At 64.3% G+C, this 17187-nt stretch carries 20 protein-coding genes and 1 tRNA gene; 13 read left to right on the top strand and 8 right to left on the bottom strand.

Features of this window, described 5'->3' with window-relative positions; translation table 11 throughout:
• The first annotated feature begins 33 nt into the window (after positions 1-33).
• From AB5I39_RS00410 to AB5I39_RS00400, 3 genes are all read left to right on the top strand, one after another.
• The gene (locus tag AB5I39_RS00410) at positions 34-423 is read left to right on the top strand and encodes a response regulator (protein WP_404369855.1); all 390 of its coding nucleotides are present in this window, start codon (positions 34-36) and stop codon (positions 421-423) included.
• A 122-nt stretch (positions 424-545) separates the two neighbouring features.
• Positions 546-1532 (top strand): AraC family transcriptional regulator, encoded by a 987-nt coding sequence (locus tag AB5I39_RS00405; RefSeq protein ID WP_404369854.1) that lies wholly within the window; start codon positions 546-548, stop codon positions 1530-1532.
• Positions 1533-1557: 25 nt separating this feature from the next.
• A complete protein-coding gene (locus AB5I39_RS00400) occupies positions 1558-2334 on the top strand; it encodes a DUF1223 domain-containing protein (protein WP_404369853.1) in 777 nt (258 codons plus the stop codon).
• Here the strand turns inward: AB5I39_RS00400 and AB5I39_RS00395 are convergent.
• A complete protein-coding gene (locus tag AB5I39_RS00395; RefSeq protein ID WP_404369851.1) occupies positions 2236-3201 on the bottom strand; it encodes a class I SAM-dependent methyltransferase in 966 nt (321 codons plus the stop codon). The two genes, AB5I39_RS00400 and AB5I39_RS00395, sit on opposite strands and share 99 nt — an antisense overlap.
• A 3-nt stretch (positions 3202-3204) precedes the next feature.
• On the opposite strand from AB5I39_RS00395, the gene AB5I39_RS00390 reads away from it, so the two are divergent.
• The 4 genes from AB5I39_RS00390 to AB5I39_RS00375 are packed head-to-tail and all read left to right on the top strand — an operon-like array spanning position 3205 to position 5546.
• A complete protein-coding gene (locus tag AB5I39_RS00390; protein ID WP_404369849.1) occupies positions 3205-3981 on the top strand; it encodes a double zinc ribbon domain-containing protein in 777 nt (258 codons plus the stop codon).
• 31 nt (positions 3982-4012) lie between these two features.
• A complete protein-coding gene (grxC, locus tag AB5I39_RS00385; RefSeq protein WP_404369847.1) occupies positions 4013-4270 on the top strand; it encodes a glutaredoxin 3 in 258 nt (85 codons plus the stop codon).
• A complete protein-coding gene (locus AB5I39_RS00380) occupies positions 4267-5088 on the top strand; it encodes a carbon-nitrogen hydrolase family protein (RefSeq protein WP_404369845.1) in 822 nt (273 codons plus the stop codon). The genes grxC and AB5I39_RS00380 overlap by 4 nt, the downstream gene beginning before the upstream one ends.
• Positions 5085-5546 (top strand): DUF1178 family protein, encoded by a 462-nt coding sequence (locus AB5I39_RS00375; RefSeq protein WP_404369843.1) that lies wholly within the window; start codon positions 5085-5087, stop codon positions 5544-5546. Before AB5I39_RS00380 ends, AB5I39_RS00375 begins: the two co-directional genes overlap by 4 nt.
• A gap of 9 nt (positions 5547-5555) precedes the next feature.
• Here AB5I39_RS00375 and AB5I39_RS00370 read toward each other — a convergent pair whose 3' ends face one another.
• The gene (locus tag AB5I39_RS00370) at positions 5556-5981 is read right to left on the bottom strand and encodes a DUF5990 family protein (protein WP_404369842.1); all 426 of its coding nucleotides are present in this window, start codon (positions 5979-5981) and stop codon (positions 5556-5558) included.
• A 93-nt stretch (positions 5982-6074) separates the two neighbouring features.
• Here AB5I39_RS00370 and AB5I39_RS00365 point away from each other — a divergent pair.
• A tRNA-Arg gene (locus tag AB5I39_RS00365) sits at positions 6075-6151 on the top strand.
• An 83-nt stretch (positions 6152-6234) separates the two neighbouring features.
• On the opposite strand, the gene AB5I39_RS00360 is transcribed toward AB5I39_RS00365, so the two are convergent.
• Together AB5I39_RS00360 and AB5I39_RS00355 are read right to left on the bottom strand one after the other, a co-directional pair.
• Positions 6235-6516, bottom strand: coding sequence for an SWIB/MDM2 domain-containing protein (locus AB5I39_RS00360; protein ID WP_404369840.1), 282 nt, complete (start codon positions 6514-6516; stop codon positions 6235-6237).
• A 196-nt stretch (positions 6517-6712) separates the two neighbouring features.
• On the bottom strand, positions 6713-9388 hold the full coding sequence (locus AB5I39_RS00355; protein ID WP_404369839.1) for a TonB-dependent receptor: 2676 nt from the start codon (positions 9386-9388) through the stop codon (positions 6713-6715).
• A 243-nt stretch (positions 9389-9631) separates the two neighbouring features.
• Here AB5I39_RS00355 and folE point away from each other — a divergent pair, with 243 nt between their 5' ends.
• The 4 genes from folE (at position 9632) to AB5I39_RS00335 (ending at position 12299) form a co-directional block, all read left to right on the top strand.
• The gene (gene folE, locus AB5I39_RS00350; RefSeq protein ID WP_404369837.1) at positions 9632-10252 is read left to right on the top strand and encodes a GTP cyclohydrolase I FolE; all 621 of its coding nucleotides are present in this window, start codon (positions 9632-9634) and stop codon (positions 10250-10252) included.
• A 7-nt stretch (positions 10253-10259) separates the two neighbouring features.
• On the top strand, positions 10260-11015 hold the full coding sequence (locus AB5I39_RS00345; RefSeq protein ID WP_404369835.1) for an SDR family oxidoreductase: 756 nt from the start codon (positions 10260-10262) through the stop codon (positions 11013-11015).
• Entirely contained in the window at positions 11012-11371 is a 360-nt protein-coding gene (locus AB5I39_RS00340; RefSeq protein ID WP_404369833.1) for a dihydroneopterin aldolase, read from the top strand. Before AB5I39_RS00345 ends, AB5I39_RS00340 begins: the two co-directional genes overlap by 4 nt.
• Positions 11372-11660: 289 nt before the next feature.
• Positions 11661-12299 carry a class I SAM-dependent methyltransferase gene (locus AB5I39_RS00335; protein ID WP_404369832.1) on the top strand — a complete coding sequence of 213 codons (639 nt, stop codon included), beginning with the start codon at positions 11661-11663 and terminating at the stop codon, positions 12297-12299.
• 80 nt (positions 12300-12379) lie between these two features.
• On the opposite strand, the gene leuA is transcribed toward AB5I39_RS00335, so the two are convergent.
• The gene (gene leuA, locus AB5I39_RS00330; protein ID WP_404369830.1) at positions 12380-14050 is read right to left on the bottom strand and encodes a 2-isopropylmalate synthase; all 1671 of its coding nucleotides are present in this window, start codon (positions 14048-14050) and stop codon (positions 12380-12382) included.
• Between the two features lie 270 nt (positions 14051-14320).
• Between leuA and AB5I39_RS00325 the strand changes: the two genes are divergently transcribed.
• Positions 14321-14719, top strand: coding sequence for a BLUF domain-containing protein (locus AB5I39_RS00325; RefSeq protein ID WP_404369828.1), 399 nt, complete (start codon positions 14321-14323; stop codon positions 14717-14719).
• Positions 14720-14752: 33 nt separating this feature from the next.
• On the opposite strand, the gene AB5I39_RS00320 is transcribed toward AB5I39_RS00325, so the two are convergent.
• From AB5I39_RS00320 to ilvN, 3 genes are all read right to left on the bottom strand, one after another.
• The gene (locus AB5I39_RS00320) at positions 14753-15352 is read right to left on the bottom strand and encodes a YceI family protein (protein ID WP_404369826.1); all 600 of its coding nucleotides are present in this window, start codon (positions 15350-15352) and stop codon (positions 14753-14755) included.
• Positions 15353-15447: 95 nt separating this feature from the next.
• Positions 15448-16467, bottom strand: coding sequence for a ketol-acid reductoisomerase (gene ilvC, locus AB5I39_RS00315; protein ID WP_404369824.1), 1020 nt, complete (start codon positions 16465-16467; stop codon positions 15448-15450).
• 153 nt (positions 16468-16620) lie between these two features.
• Entirely contained in the window at positions 16621-17136 is a 516-nt protein-coding gene (gene ilvN, locus AB5I39_RS00310; protein ID WP_404369822.1) for an acetolactate synthase small subunit, read from the bottom strand.
• Positions 17137-17187: the final 51 nt, after the last annotated feature.

Here is a 17187-nt window from a genome sequence, read left to right as displayed (position 1 = left end):
CTTCGCATTCCAACGCCGCACAGGGCGCGGGCGATGAACATCCTGTTCATCGAAGACGACCCGATGAATCGCCGCGTCGTGAAGGATATGCTCGATGTCGCGGGTGCGACGATGACGGGGGCCGAAAGCGCCGAACTCGGCCTGCAACTGATCGATCAGAAGCATTTTGAAATGGTGCTGCTGGACCTGCGAATGCCGGGGATGGACGGCTTCGAGGCACTGCACCATATCCGCGCGCGCGGTGACGCCAAGGCCCATTTGCCGGTGATCATCCTGACCGCCGATACCGCAGTCGATTTGCGGGATCGCTGCATGGCCGCCGGGGCGGACGAAGTGCTGTTCAAGCCGGTCGCGATGGATTCGCTGTTTGACGCGATCGGACGGATGCTGGCGAAGGGCGCGGGCGACGGCATGATCGGGTGAGCGCCGTGCTGATGCGGTGCCATATCGTGCGGCAATCGTCTGCTGCTCCGCCAGTCGCGCCGCTGCCGTAACGAACGGACGACTCCCGGCGTATAGCGCACATTCTCTGCGTGGAGTGTGCCGTGCCCGAACCTTTGCTCGATCACTTGCTGGCGACGATGGATGTCGCCGTCGAAGCCTTCGCCGTGTGCGAGGTGCGCAAAGGTCTTCGCCTGATCGGCGGGGCGAGCAAGGCGATCGAGGTGCATTATGTATTGTCGGGCACGATGTATCTGACCGTACCGGGGCAGCCGGTGATGCTTTGCCCGCCGGGCAGCGTCGTCATCGTCCCGCCGGGCGTCAGCCAGGTGATCGCCGCCGATCCGCACCCGGCGGGTGACGTGCGCGCGGCCGACAATTGCCGGATGACGCGCGACGGGTTGATGCTGTTCGATGCCGCCGAGGGTGGAGCGGGCGACGTGCGCGTCGTGTGCGGGCTGATATTTGCCAACATTTCCGGGTCGTTCGGGCTGCTCGATGCGGTGACGCGCCCGATCGTCGAGGACCTGTCCGATCTGGCGATCGTCCAGAGCGGGTATCGCATGATGATCGAGGAGCTCGGCGGTGGCGCGCTCGGCACGCGCGCCTTGACGGGAGCGCTGATGAAGGCGTGTCTGATCATCGTGCTGCGCCGCCATTTTGCGCGCGCCGGGCATGGTTCCGGTGTGCTCGGCACCTTGCGCGATCCGCGGCTGGGCAAGGCGATCACGGCGGTGCTCGACAAGCCAGCCGCGCAGCACAGCGTTGCCAGTCTGGCGAGCATCGCGGGCATGAGCCGATCGGCCTTTGCGCGTGAATTCTCAAGCACGCTGTCGATGAGCCCGATGGCGTTCGTCGCCAAGACGCGGCTGCACCACGCGGCCGAATTACTGCGCTCGACGCGCTTGCCGGTGAAGGTGATCGCAGCCAGCATCGGTTTTGCCAGTCGCAGCCATTTCAGCCGAGCCTTTGCGTCGGCTTACGGTGCTGATCCGAGCCGTTTCCGTAGCGTGGCGCATGGCGCTGCCGCTGGTGTAACGCCCGGAGCCCCTGCCGCGAATGAGGGACATGCCGCGCCGATCGCGGCGTGACGCCCCCCTTCCGGAGACTGATATCATGACCCGTGCATCCTCGCTTTCGCTGATGTTAGCCGGTGCCGCCATCGCGGTGGGCGGTGCCTTTACTATCGCTGGTCTCAACCCGATGGGATCGCAGGTCGGCGCAGCCGTCGCGGCGGCTGCCCCCGCCGTTCCAGTTGTATCCACAGGGGCGGATGCTGCACATCCTACGGTGGTCGAACTGTTCGAAAGCCAGGGCTGTTCGGATTGCCCGCCCGCCAATGCCAACGTCAACGCGCTTGCCGCACGGCCGGACGTGCTCGCACTCAATTTCGCGGTGACCTATTGGGACCAGCTTGGCTGGAAGGATACGTTTGCCAAGCCCGCCTACACCGCGCGGCAGTGGGATTATGCGAATGCCGCCGGGCGCGGGCAGGTGGCGACGCCGCAGGTCATCATCAACGGTGGTGGCACCGTGGTCGGTTCTAACCCGCAGAATCTCGCGCGCGCGATCAAGGAGAATGCCCGTGGGCTGGGTGGACCGACGATCGCCGCGATGAACGGCAAGGTCACCGTGGGCAAGGGCAGCGGCAACGCCACCGTCTGGGCCGTGCAATACGACCCCCGCACGCTGACCGTGCCGATCCGCGCTGGCGAGAATGGCGGGCGTACGCTCGATCACCGCAATGTCGTCCGGTCGCTGGTCGCGCTGGGCAGCTGGAACGGCGCGCCCGTGTCATTCAGCGTGCCCGCGCCGAGCGACGGTGCCTATCGCAGCGCCATCTTGGTGCAGCAGGGCAAGGGCGGCAAGATCATTGCCGCCGCTCGCATCTAAGCCTGCCCCAACCCCAGGCGGACGGCGGAGCGCCCCCTCCAGCGACGCCGTACCGCTGCCCCGTCGCGCCGGTTTGGGCTGCGACGGGGCCGGGGACCAGCCGGTGAGATAGATCAGGTCGAAGCGCTCCGGCGTTTTGCCGTCCGGGTCGGCGCGCGCCGCGAACAAATCGGCCGCGCGGGCCAGCGTGTCGCGGCGCAGCGGCGTGCGGCTGCGCAGGACGTTGGTTGCGCCCATGCCGCGCAGATCGCGCAGGATGCCGCCGATTGAGCCGTAGCGCACCGTCAGGGTCTCGACGTCAGCCACCGGCAGCGCAAACCCTGCGCGCATCAACAGATCGCCGGCCGAGCGCACGTCGATTTGCGGGTGAATCCGAGCGGCGGGCCGGTCGCGCTCGGCTTCACGCAGCACCGCACGCAGAGTCGATAGCGTGCCCGCGCCACAGAAAGCCGCCAGGAACAGTCCGTCGGGCCGCAAGGCGCGGCGGATCAGCGTGAGCGCGCCGGGCAGATCATCCACGCTGTCGAGCACGCCGGCCGAGATCACCAGATCGAAGCTGCCGGGGGCGAGCGGCAGGCGGTCCTCATCGGCCTGTACCCCGCCCGCTTGTGCGGCGAATAGCGCGCCCGCGTCACAGCGCGTTACGGTGGCGCCTTCGGGCACCGGCAACGCGCCGTCGAAGCAGCCGAGATCGAGCATGTCGGTGAAGCGATGCGTCACGCTGGCCAAGCGATCGGCAATCCCGTCGAGCATCGTTGCGCGCAGGAAATCGAATTCGACAAAGGTCGGCGCGGCCCGGTCGCGGCGCAGGCGGCGCACGGCACGATCGAAGATTTCCGGGACATCGGAGGGGAGGGGGGACGACATCGCATGGCTTGTGCCGCCCCGGTTGCCACGCGACAAGGGGATGTGTCGCCGTGGCTCGCCCCTTTGCGCTATATTGCCGATTTCGCGCTGCCGCCGCGCTGCCCGGGGTGTGGCGCGGTCACGGGGGAGGACCACCGCTTCTGTGCGCAATGCTGGGGTTCGTTGCGGTTTTTGGGGCCGCCGTGGTGCGCGGGATGCAACCTGCCGTTCGATTATGATCGCGGATCGGACGCGCGGTGTGGGCAGTGCCTCGCCGATCCGCCGCGCCATTCTGGCATCCGGGCAGCGGTGGCGTATGGTGATGTTGCGCGCACGGTCGCGCTGCGGCTGAAATATGGCGGGCGTACTGCCTTTGCCGAGACGGTCGGGCGGCAGATGGCGCGGCTGATGCCGGAGGGTGCGGATCTGCTGGTGCCGGTGCCGCTGCATCGCTGGCGGATCTGGTCGCGGGGTTTCAATCAATCGGCGCTGATCGCCGCCGCGCTGACCCACGCGATCGGCGTGCCGAACGATCCGCTGCTGTTGCGCCGGATCAAGGCGACTCCGCCGTTGCGCGGCATGGGGGCGAAGGCCCGCGCGCGCGCCGTGGCGGGGGTATTTCGCGTGGCCGATCCAGATGGGCGGCTGAAGGGCAAGTCGGTCGTGCTGATCGACGATGTCTATACCAGCGGTGCCACCACCGATGGCTGCGTCCGGGTGCTGCTGCGCGCCGGGGCCGCGCGCGTGACCGTCTTGTGCTGGACGCGCGTGCTTGGCGAGCAGGATATGGCCGACAATTGACAATCGCCCGGTCAGCCCACATTTCTCAGGCATGGCCAAGATCGAAATCTACACTAAAGCCTTTTGCCCCTATTGCTCGCGCGCGCTGAAGCTGCTCGCCGCCAAGGGCACAACCCCTGAGGAATTCGACATCACGATGGGCGGGCCGAAGCGCGCCGAGATGCTCGAACGCTCGGGCGGGGCGAGCACGGTGCCGCAAATCTTCATCAACGGGAAGCATGTCGGCGGATCGGATGATCTGGCGGCGCTCGATCGTGCGGGCAAGCTGGACGCGCTGCTCGCGGCATGAAGATCGCGCTCGTTCAGACGACGAGCGGGATCGATCCCGATGGCAATGCGCGCGTTCTGGTGAACGCAGTCGCTGAAGCTGCGGCGGCTGGAGCCGCGATGGTGTTCACGCCTGAGATGTCCGGACTGCTCGATCGCGATCGGGCGCGGGCGTCTGCGGTGCTGCGCAGCGAGGCGGACGATGTCGTGCTGGCGGCGGTACGCGCTGCGGCGGCGGAGCATCGCGTCTGGGTCCACATCGGATCGCTTGCGGTGCGGGGGGCGGGGGGTAAGCTCGCCAACCGGGCGTTCGTGATCGACGATACCGGTGCGATCCGTGCGCGCTATGACAAGCTGCATCTGTTCGATGTGGATTTGCCGACGGGGGAGAGCTGGCGCGAATCTGCCGCTTATGCGCCGGGCGAGGGCGCTGTCGTCGTACAGACGCCGGTCGGGATGCTGGGGCTTTCGATCTGCTACGACCTGCGCTTTGCCGATTTGTACCGCGCGCTGAGCAATGCTGGCGCGACCGTGTTGGCGATCCCGGCGGCCTTCACCCGACCGACCGGGGCGGCGCATTGGCACGTGCTCATGCGGGCGCGTGCAATCGAGGCAGGGGCCTATGTCATCGCCGCCGCGCAGACCGGCGAGCATGAGGATGGCCGCGCGACCTATGGCCATTCGCTGGTGGTCGATCCATGGGGCGAGATCGTGCTCGACATGGGCGAGGCGGCGGGGATCGGCTATGCTGAGATCGACCCGGCGCGCATTGCCGACGTCCGCGCCCGCGTGCCGGTGATCGCGCATCGCCGCGCGATTCCGCAAGTGACGCTGGCATGATCGTCTTCGATCTACGCTGCCCGCAGCATCATGTGTTCGAGGCGTGGTTCGCCTCGAGCGCTGCCTATGAGGATCAGCGCGCACGCGGGCTGCTGGCGTGCCCGATGTGCGGCGATAGCGATATCGCCAAGGCGGTGATGGCACCCAACATTCCGGCGAAGAGCAACACTCGCACTGTGGTGGTGCCCGCGCCGACCGCCGCGGATGCACCGCCAACGGCCGACGCGCTCAAGGCAGCGTTGAACGCGCTGGCGAACGCACAGGCCGAGGCGCTGAAGAACTCGCAGTGGGTAGGTCGCGCCTTTGCCGAAACCGCACGGGCGATGCACGACGGTGAGGTGCCGGCCACGCCGATCCACGGGCAGACCACGCTTGCCGAGGCAAAAGCACTGGTCGACGATGGCGTTCCCGTCGCCGCGCTGCCGCTGCCGATTGTTCCGCCCGACGCGGTGAACTGAGCGATTGCCTTACCGCACGGTGGCGGCGGTGCGCGAAACGGTCGCGCAGGCGGGCGTGCCGTCTTTCCCGGTCCCGTTGACCGTGATTTCCAGCGTCCCTTCTCCGCGCATTGCGCGGGCGAGCAGGTCGGCGGGCAGATCGTGCACGTCGATCTTCATGCGCCGGCTCCACGGCGACATGCAGTCCCCGGCAGATTGGCCGATGCGGATGTAGATGAAGCGGCGCTGCGGGCCTTCGCGGCGGATCTGGTCGCCGAAGAATCTCGGGCCCGGCGCGATGCGAATTTTAAGATCGAAGGCCAGCGCCTCGCCGTCGGCCGAAGTCTTGGGATCGATCGGCGTATCGTCCTTGCCCTGCAAGCTATGGCGCACGCCGGGCACGGGCTGTTCGACAATGATGCGCAGCGCGATTTCGGTTTGGTCTTTCGCGGTCATGGGCGATGCTAACCCGACGCAGCTCAGGCGCAAAGAGCTTCCGTATCGCGCCGATTGACCGCCTCGGACCGGCACTTTACCAACGCATCCGCTGCCCCCGTAGCTCAGTCGGATAGAGCGACGGTTTCCTAAACCGCAGGCCGGTGGTTCGAATCCACTCGGGGGCACCATTTTCCCCGGCAAGCGAAACGCGAAACGCCGGCGTCCTGGTCAGGACGCCGGCGCTCGGCTGTCTCGAAGGATCCGGGGAGGATCAGGCCTTCATGTGGCCGGCCAGATGCTTGTTCATTTCGAACATCGTGACCTTGTCCTTGCCGAAGATCTTCTTCAGCTTTTCGTCGGCCACGATCTCACGCTTGTTCTCGGGGTTCTGCAGGTTGTGCTCCTTGATATAGGCCCACACCTTGCTGATCACTTCGCTACGCGGCAGCTTGTCGGTGCCGACGATCGCGCCGAGTTCGGCCGAGGGGGTGATCGGTGCAAAGATGCCGCCGGTCTTGGGAGCGTCACTCTTTGCGGTTGGGGTCTTCGCCATTTTTTGTCCTTCCTGTCGTGCCGTTGCAACCGACATCGGTTCCACGCCTTCGTCAGCGCTGCCGCCTTGTGCGCTGCCTTTTTGCCCTTGTCACGCCCTACAATGCCGTGGGAGCGTGCAAATCGGGCTGAAAATCAAACGGCCCGCCCTTCTTGGGTAAAGATGGCGGGCCGCCTGCTGTCCGATCGCGGCTGGATCAGAATTTGAAGCGGACGGTGCCGCCATAGGTGACGGGCTGGTTCGGATAACCAGACACGCTGCCCGACTGCGCCACCGACGAGAAGATCGTCGTGATATATTGGTTGTTGGTGACGTTGCGGCCCCACACCGACACTTCCAGGCCGTTCTCGAACTGCAACGTGGCGGCGAGGTTTAGTTCCTTCACCTCACGCTTCAGCGCCTGGATGATCGGGGTGGTGCTTTCCGCGATCTGCACCGGCGACTGATAGTTGAAGTCGCCGCGCAGCAGCAGCTTGACCGAGTCCGTGACCGGTTGCGTGTACGTGCCACCGATCGACACCGCGAATTCTGGGATGCCGGCCGGGCGCGTGCCGCTCAGATTGGCGGGGACCACGGTGAAGTTCGGGGCAGCGATCGCACCGCCGGTGGGGAAGGAGTCATACTTCGGATCGAGGTAGGTGACCGCACCCGTCAGCGTCAGCGCCTTGAACGGCGTGATGCTCGTGTCGAATTCGACACCGAAGGTCGATTGCTTCGGCGCGTTCGCCAGGATGAAGCCGGTGCCCGAGAACACGTTGCTCTGGAACCCGGTGATCTCCTGCTGGAAGACCGCCGCGTTGAACGCGAAGTTGCGATACTGCCCCTTGATGCCGCCTTCGATCACGCGCGATTTTTCAGGGCCCGCAAAGCGCGAACCCGACGACAGGTTGACGACCGCCAGGCCCGCCGTGCGCAGGGCCGCGGCATCGGCTGCGGTCGGACGCGAGTCCCGCGACAGGTTGACCGAGCTCGCCTTGAAGCCGGTCGCATAGGTCACGTAGACGTTCAGGTGATTATCGAACTTGTACGCAGCGCGCAGCGTGTAGGAGAAGTTCCCGTCGCTGGTCCGGCCCGGCTCGACCGCATTCGGCACGTTCTGGAACGGCGGCACGAACTGCAGCGGCCGCAGGCCAGCCAGCGGGTTGGCCGCGGGATTGTTCTGGTTGGCGGTCGCATTGGCCTGCGCACCGGCGTTGATCGCATTGAACGCCGCCGGATTGGCGCCGGCAAAAGCACCGATCTCTGCTGCCGTCGCCGAGCGGCCCAGCCCCAATTGCGTGCCGATCAGTTGTGCGAGGCCGCCCTGGTAGAGCAGCTGGTTACGGAACGGCGCATATTGCGGCGCATCGAAGTTGATGCCAGAGAAAACGTCGCTGCTGATGTTGTTGGTCGAGAAGCGCTTGCGATCGTCGGTGTAGTTGAAGCCGGCGGTCAGGGTGAGCCGCTCGAAGGGCTTGAAATCAGCGTTACCGAAGATGGAGAAGCTTTCGTCGGTAAGGCGATATTGTTCCCGCATACCATCGCCCGCGCGGAAGAAGGCGTTCTGATATTTGAGCGGATTGCCCTCAAGCGCGCCGAAGGTGTTTTCCAGTGTCGTCACGCTGAGCGCGCCGCCGGTTGCACCCTGGATCAGCGCGTTGCCGTAAGCGCGGAAATCGCGGCCGAACAGGAGCTGGTTGCCCTGGTTGATCTTCTCATTGAAATAGAAGCCGCCGAGCAGGAAGTTGATCGGCCCTTCGAAATCGGTCGCCAAACGCAGTTCCTGCGTGAACGTGTCGATCTTCAGATCCTGCGAGTTGCGCCCGATGAGATCGGCACCGGTGAAATCCGAATCCTGGTCGGTCAGCGCCTTCACCTTGCGGTATGCGGTGATGGAGGTCAGGCCGACCTTGCCGAGATTATAGTCGGCCTGGATCGACCCGCCGTAATTCTCGATCTTGTTGCTCGACGCGAAATTGTTGAAGACGCGGTAAGAGAACAGGTTCGCCGGGTTGATCTTGTCGGTGCCGGCAGGGGCGATCAGGCCATTGATGATGGCGCCGGTCGGGCCGTTGATGATGTTGCCGGCGATGCAGCAATTCTCATCGATCTTGTCATAATCGCCGATGATACGGATCTTGAAGTCGGAATTCGGCTGGAACAGCAACTGCCCGCGCAGGCCCCAACGGTCGCGATCGTTGACCTTCTTGTTCAACTGCGCGTCATAGGCATAGCCGTCGCGGCGGTTGTAATTGCCGCCGAAGCTGAACGCGAGCGTGTCGCTGATCGGGCCGGTGACGTTCGCCTTCAGCACGACGGCATTGTAATTGCCGTAGGTCGCCTCAGCCGCGCCGCCGAATTTGAAAGCGGGTTCGGCCGTCACGATGCTGATGATGCCGGCCGACGCGTTCTTGCCGAACAGCGTCGATTGCGGGCCGCGCAGCACTTCGACGCGCTTCAGGTTGGGAAGATCGGCGATTTGTGCGGCCGAGCGCGAGCGGTACACGCCGTCGATGAACACGCCGACCGAGGGTTCGATACCGGCGTTGTTCGCACCGTTGCCGAAGCCGCGGATGATGAAGTTGGTGTTGGCCGAGCTCTGCAACTGATTGACGCGGAGCGACGGGACGACGGTCTGCAGGTCCTTGAGATCGCGGATCTGGGCCTGTTCGATCGTCGCGCCGCTGGTCACCGACACGGCGACCGGCGTATCCAGAAGCGTCTGTTCGCGCTTCGTAGCAGTGACGATGATGTCGCTTTCGGTATTGTCGCCGGCGTCGGCCGGGGCGGTCTGCGGCGCCGGGGTTGTCGCCGCCGGGGTCGTCTGCGCATAGCCTGGCGTGGCAGCAAGCAACACGACTGCAGACGCTGCAAGCAGTTCGAATTTCTTCATGGTGGCATCCCCTGTGCTTACCGGCCCTAGTCTAAAGGCTAGGTTCCGGTTTTTCGAAAGATCGGTAGCTGGAAATAGCGTGTCGCTAAATCACGCGTCAATGACATAATCTTAGGCAATCTGCGGGCTTGCGCGGTCGTTGCGCAAATGAGACAGTTTTGAATCAAGACCAATTGCATGTTGCAGTACGGCAAAACCCGCTTGCCGTAACGTCAGCGGCGATTCACCCGAGAAGGAAAGAAGATGGACGACAGCTCTGACGGGCTCGGCAACGGCGACCTAGTAGCGCCCCCGGCGAAGATTCCGGTGCCTGAAGAGGTCGCGGATGCGGTCCGCACGCTGATCCGCTGGGCGGGCGATGATCCCGCACGCGAAGGGCTGCTCGACACGCCGCAGCGAGTCGCGCGCGCGTGGAAGGAATATTGCTCGGGCTATTCCGACGACCCGGCGGTGCATCTGTCGCGCATTTTCGAGGAGGTCGGCGGCTATGACGAGATCGTGCTGCTGAAGGACATTCCGTTTCAGTCGCATTGCGAACATCACATGGCGCCGATCATCGGCAAGGCGCATATCGCCTATCTGCCGAGCAATTGGGTCGTCGGAATCTCCAAATTGGCACGCGTGCTGCACACCTATGCGCGGCGACTGCAGGTTCAGGAGCGCCTGACCGCCGAGGTGGCCAATTGCATCTGGGAGCATCTGCGCCCGCACGGCGTGGCCGTGGTGATCGAGGCGAGCCATGCCTGCATGACCGCGCGCGGCGTGCGCACCCCCGGTGTATCGATGGTGACCAGCCGGATGATGGGCGTGTTCCGCGACGACGAGCGCAGCCGCAAGGAAATCCTCGCGCTGATGGGCTGCTGAGGCTCCGATGCGCACGGTATTGGTGACGGGCGCGGCGCGGCGATTGGGAGCGGTGATTGCGCGCCATTTGGCGGGTGAGGGGTGGCGGGTGGCGATCCACCACCTCCATTCCGCCGACGATGCCGAGGCGCTGTCGGCGGAACTGCCGGTATCGACCGTGCTGGCGGGTGATCTGGCGGATGCGGAAGTGCCGATGACCCTGGTTGCGGCGGCGCGGGCCGAGTTTGGCGCGCCGCTGATGGCGGTGGTCAACAGCGCGTCGTTGTTCGAGTACGATACGCCGCCTGGGCTGACCTCCGCGTCGCTGGAGCGGCATTATGCCGTCAACCTCTCCGCCCCCGTGCTGCTGGCGTCTGCGCTGGCGGCGCAGGACGATCTGGCGGAGGGCGCGGTGGTCAATATCCTGGACCAGAAGCTTGCCAATCCCAACCCTGACTTCTTTTCCTATAGCTGCGCCAAATTTGCGCTTGGCGGCGCAACCACGATGCTGGCTCAGGGCCTGGGGCCCCGCATTCGCGTCAATGCGGTATCGCCGGGGCTGTCGCTGCCGAGCGCGGATCAGACCGAGGCGGAGTTCGCTGCGGCCGCATCACGGAACCTGCTGCGTCGCCCCGTCGATACGGAGGACATCGCCCGTGCGGTGGCCTTCCTGCTGGAGGCGCGGGGGGTGCAGGGGCAAAACCTGTTCGTCGATTGCGGCCAGCGCTTTCTGCCAAAGGCCCGCGACGTGATGTTCGAAGACCGGATGAGGGCAAAGGCATGAGCGTCCGTTTCAGCACGATTCTGGAGGGGTTGGAGGTCGTGATGGGCCTCGGCATCCACCCCGAGGAACTAGCCGCCCCGCAGCGCGTGATCGTATCGGTGCGGATGGACGTGGCGTATCCGGAGGCTCCGGCCGAGGACCGGATCGACGCGGTGCTCGATTACGATTTCGTGCGCAGCGGAATCCGTGCGTTGGTCGCCGAGCGACATTTCCACCTGCAGGAGACACTCTGCGAGGCGATCGCGGATCTGTGCTTGCGCGATGCGCGGGTCGAGCAGGTTACGGTGCGGACGAGCAAGCCGGATATCTATCCGGATGCGGCGGTGGGGTGCGAGGTGGTGCGGGGGCGGGGGTAAGGGCTCATAGTCACAAAAGCTACGCCGACGACAGTAAGCTGCCGCCGGAAAAATGCTGATTTTGCGGGACAAATATGTGGCAGAATCACAGCAGAGTTCCGGCTGTCACCAATGAGGCCCGCCCTGTTCTTGCGACGCTGAGGCTGATTGCCAGCAAAGCAGTGCGCGCGCTATCGAGCGCTGGCAACGCCATAATTTGTGGTGACAAGAGTATACGCGGCATTTATTTGTCGCGCCCATGCCGACATTCACGTTTACCGCGCCTCCCCCAAAGGGTCTGCTTCCTAAATTGGCGTTTTATCGCCGGCGCTATGGAACTATCCACGCGCTGGCCAGATTCACTGGGACGAAGCTTCCCGCTCTCTGGCCCGTCGTGGGACCTGTTGTCTCGCGGGGGTATCGCGATCGCTGGACGCATCAGTCGGGCGTGAAGCTGCTCAATTTGGGCGGCGGAAGCAATACGATCGAAGGCGCGCTGACCGCCGATCTCGATCCACGCGCCGACACTTACATGAATTTGGCGAAACGACTGCCCTTTGCGGATTCATCGATCGATTACGTTTTCACCGAGGAATTTATCGAGCACATCTCCAAGGGAGATGCAGCCATTATGCTGCGCGAATGCGCGCGAGTGCTGAAGCCAGGTGGAGTCCTGCGGATTGCCACGCCTGACCTCGATTGGCTGAGTGCAGGTTTGATCGATGGCACGGTTCCGTGCGATCTGATCAACGACACTTTTTATGGGCACGGGCATCGTTATCTCTATTCGCGAGCAGAAATGCTGAAGGCGGTTCGGGCGGCGGGCTTCGGCGACGTGCGGCATTCGACGTACAAGGACCCTGGGTCGCAACTCGGGTATCTGGACAGCCACGCCGATCGGTTTCAGCACGATCCGCTATTATCGCAATATGTTGAGGCGGTGCTCTAACCGCTGGGAGCATCTGCGGGTCCGGGGCGCGTCGCTGTTGGCGGTGTCGGCAACTGGCGGGTAGCCGACACCGCTCGGGCCTAAGCTGCCCCGCTCACCCTGTTCGCCGCACTCAGTACTGCCCGCACGCTGGCCGTCGCGATATCCGCGTCGATGCCGACACCGAACACCGTCCGTCCGTCGCTGGCGCGGCATTCGACATAGGCGGCGGCTTGGGCGTCGGCGCCGTGGCCGATCGCGTGTTCGCTGTAATCGACCACATCGAGTTGCGGGCCGGTGGTGTCGCCGAGCGCCGCGATGACGCCCGAGATCAGGCCGTTGCCGCGGCCGGAGATCGAGCGCTCCTCGCCATCGACTGCGACATGGCCGACGAAGAGGCGGTCGCCGACGCTGCCGCTCTCATTGTAATCGAGCAGGCGGAATCGGTCGTCGGCGCGCGCGAGATAGGTCTCCTCGAACAGGCTCCAGATATCGGCGGCGTTGAGTTCGCGGCTGGTTTCGTCGGCCATACGCTGGACGTGGCGGCTGAAATCGGCTTGCAGGCGCTTGGGCAGTTTGAGGCCCTTATCCTGCTCGATCACCCAGGCGACGCCACCCTTGCCGCTTTGCGAATTGACGCGGATCACCGCTTCGTAGCTGCGCCCGAGATCGGCCGGGTCGATCGGCAGATAGGGCACTTCCCACAGCGGATCGTTCTTGGCTTCCTGCGCGGCAAAGCCCTTCTTGATCGCGTCCTGATGGCTGCCCGAGAACGCGGTAAAGACGAGATCGCCGGCATAGGGCGTGCGCGGGTGAACGGGGAGTTGCGTGCAGTAATTGACGGTGTTGACCACCGCGTCGATGTCCGAGAAATCGAGCTTCGGGTCGAGCCCTTGCGTGTACATGTTGAGCGCGACCGTCACGAGATCGCAATTGCCGGTGCGCTCGCCATTGCCGAGCAGGCAACCCTCGACGCGGTCTGCGCCCGCCATTAACCCGAGCTCGGCTGCCGCGACGCCGGTGCCGCGGTCGTTATGCGGGTGCAGGCTGAGCGCGACGGTGTCGCGATTGCGGATGTTGCGGCCGAACCATTCGATCTGATCGGCATAGACGTTGGGCGTCGCGCATTCGACCGTGGCGGGGAGGTTGAGGATCAGTTTGTGATCAGGCGTCGGGCGCAGCACGTCCATCACCGCCTCGCAGACCTCAAGCGAGAAATCGAGTTCGGCGGTGGAGAAGGTTTCGGGCGAGTATTCGAAAAACCAGTCGGTATCGGGCTGGGCGGCGGCCTGGTCGCGCAGGATCATCGCGCCGTCGATCGCGATCTGCTTCACTTGCGCGCGGGTCATGCCGAACACGATCTTGCGCCATGCCGGGCTCACCGCATTGTAGAGGTGGACGATCGCGGCGCGCGCGCCACGCAGCGACCGGAAACTGGTTTCGATCAGATCGCGGCGTGACTGGGTGAGGACCTGGATGATCGTGTCGTCCGGGATGCGGCCGGATTGGACGAGGCCGGAGATGAAATCGAACTCGGTCGCGCCCGCCGCCGGGAAGCCGACTTCGATTTCCTTGATCCCTACCTTGACGATCAGGTCGAACATGCGGGTCTTTTTCTCCGCGTCCATCGGATCGATCAGTGCCTGATTGCCGTCGCGCAGATCGGTCGAGAGCCAGCGCGGCGCGGTGGTGATCGTCTGCGACGGCCAGCGCCGGTCGGGCAGGTCGATGGTCGGGAACGGGCGGTATTTGGTCGAAGGGTCTCGCAACATCGGTAGTGCGTCTTTCAGCTTCTGGCGCGGGCCAGGGGGCCTGCGGGGATCGGGAAGCGGCGGGATGAACCCCTAGAAGCGCACGCCGGACATCACGCCTCTAGGGGCGGATAAGTCGAAGCAGGGCGGCGCGTGCGAACATCGCATGGGGTAATGACGAGGGCGAGCGCGATTGTCCAGACCGGGGATTTCCCGGGGTTGATCGAAGTCATATCGGTTGCCTGGCCACCTGCGCTAAGGACGGGAACAAGTGGCGAACAGGATCAAATGATGCGTCAAATTCTCTATGTCAGTCGCAGCGCCGTGCCGGAGCGCGATACCGATATCGACGGGATCGTCGAACGATCGCGGCATAACAACGCGCTGGAGGGCATTACCGGCCTGCTGTGGTCCGACGGCCGACGCTTCCTGCAAGTGTTTGAGGGACCCGAGGATAGCGTCGCGGCGACCTTCGAGCGGATCGTCGAGGATACCCGCCACGAAGCGATCCGCGTGTTGCACGACGTGACAATCGAACAGCGCGAATTCGGCGGCTGGACGATGGCGCGGCGGACGCGCTGGGACAAGGCCGACGCCTTCGACGAAAAGATCCGTCGCGCGCTGTCGCGCACCTCGCCCGAGGTGCGCGACGCGTTTCTCGACCTGATCGCGGTCGAAACCGCGGCCTGATCTCGCAGTTCATTCGGCTTTGAGGTAATTGCCTTACTGCGCGGAAAACGCCGCGTTGATGTGCAGCTTCACGTCATCCGAGACGAGCGGCACGTACTTGTCCATGCCGAACGCGCTGCGCTTGATCGTCGTTGTCGCCTCGAAGCCGAAGTTCAGCTTCTTCATCATCGGATTGGTGCCAGCGCCGACCAGCACGGTATCGAGCGTGACCGGCTTGGTAACGCCGTGCAACGTCAGATTGCCGGTGATCTTCGCCTTGGTGCCGGTGACGACAACCTTGGTCGAAACGAAGTGGATCGTCGGATAGGTGGCCGAATCAAAGAAATCCGCCGTGGCGAGATGCTTGTCGAGCGCTGCGACGGTGGTGACGATGCCGCTGGTCGGGATGGTGATGTCGAGCTTCGCATTGTTCGGCTTGGCGGGATCGATCGTCAGTGTGCCGGTCGCGCCGCCGGCTTGCCCGGTGAACTGGCTGAAGCCGAAATGATTGACGGTGAAATCGACCTGGGTGTGGCCGGTATCGACAGCATAGGTGCCCGCGGGCACGCGCGCGGGAACTGCCTGGCCGGGAAGTCCCTGGGCGGAGGCGACGGGTGCTGCAGCAAGAAGAGCGAGGACAATGAGAGCGCGCATGACGATTTCCCTGTATAGTTGGATCGCGCCCTTCATGCGGCGGCCGACTGCGCATTGCTAGCGCACAGTCGGCAACCAATAGTTTCCGCCAGTGATCAGTTCTTGGTCTGATCGACCAGTTTGTTCGCGCCGATCCACGGCATCATCGCACGCAGTTCCGCACCGACCTTCTCGATCGGATGTGCGGCGGCGGCTTTGCGTGCGGCTTTCAGCTCGGGCTGGCCGGCGCGATTGTCGAGCACGAAGTTCTTCACGAAGCGGCCGCCCTGAATGTCGGCGAGGACGCGCTTCATCTCGGCCTTGGTCTCGGGCGTGATGATGCGTGGGCCGGTGGTGATGTCGCCATATTCGGCGGTGTTGCTGATCGAATAGCGCATGTTGGCGATGCCCCCTTCATACAGCAGATCGACGATCAGCTTGGTTTCGTGGAGGCATTCGAAATAGGCCATTTCGGGGGCATAGCCCGCCTCGACCAAGGTCTCGAACCCGGCCTGGATGAGGTGGGTGATGCCGCCGCACAGCACGGCCTGCTCGCCGAACAAATCGGTTTCGCATTCTTCGCGGAAGTTGGTCTCGATGATGCCGCTGCGCCCGCCGCCCACGCCGCTGGCATAAGCGAGCGCCACGTCATGCGCGTTGCCGCTGACATCCTTGTCGACTGCGATCAGGCACGGCACGCCGCCGCCCTTTACATATTCGCTGCGCACAGTGTGGCCGGGGCCTTTCGGCGCGATCATGATGACGTCGAGATCGGCGCGCGGCTCGATCAGGCCAAAATGCACGTTCAGGCCGTGCGCGAAGGCGAGCGCCGCGCCCTGCTTCATATGATCGTGCAGGTCGGCGGCATAAATTGCGGCCTGATGCTCATCGGGAGCGAGCATCATGATGATGTCGGCCCAGGCGGCGGCTTCCTTGTTAGTCTTGACCTGGAACCCCGCAGCATACGCCTTCTGCGCGGTGGCCGAGCCTTCGCGCAACGCGATCGCGACATCCTTCACGCCGCTGTCGCGCAGGTTCTGGGCGTGGGCATGGCCCTGGCTGCCATAGCCGATGATGGCGATCTTCTTGTTGCTGATGAGGTTCAGATCGGCATCGGCATCGTAATAAACGCGCATTGTAGGTCCCTTCCTTTCCCTCTCCCCGTGGGAGAGGATACGAAGACTTGGCAGCTCGCTGCCTAGTCGAAGTTGTTGAGGGCAGGGGCGGTACTGCCCTCACCCTTCCGCCGCTTTGCGGCTCCCTCCCTCTCCCAAAGGGAGAGGGAAATTTCAGACGCCGGAATTCCCCCGCGCGATCGCGACGATGCCGGTGCGGGCGACTTCGATCAAACCGACTTCGCGCATCAGCGTGATGAAAGTGTCGATCTTCTCGCGGCCCCCCGTCACTTCGAACACGAAGCTGCTGGTCGTCGCGTCGACCACGCGCGCGCGGTACACGTCGGCGAGGCGCAGCGCCTCGATCCGGTGATCGCCCGTGCCCGCGACCTTTAGCAGCGCCAGTTCGCGCTCAACGTGAGGCCCGAGCGCGGTGAGATCGGTGACCGAATGCACCGGTACCAACCGGTCGAGCTGCGCGAGGATCTGCTCCATCGTCGCGTCGCTGGCCGAGGTGACGATGGTGATGCGGCTGACCGCCTTGTCGGCGGTGACGTCCGACACAGTCAGGCTCTCGATATTGTAGCCGCGCGCGGTGAACAGCCCCGCGATCCGCGCGAGGATGCCGGGTTCGTTGTCGACCATCACGGCAAGCGTGTGGCGCGAGGCGGGGGCGGTGGTGATGTGCATGGCTACTTTCCTCCCCTCCCTGGAAGGGAGGGGGCGGGGGTGGGTTGGTGT

The organism is Sphingomonas sp. MMS24-J45, from assembly GCF_044881195.1.
Lineage (GTDB): Bacteria > Pseudomonadota > Alphaproteobacteria > Sphingomonadales > Sphingomonadaceae > Sphingomonas.
This window is presented reverse-complemented; position numbering and strand designations above follow the sequence as displayed.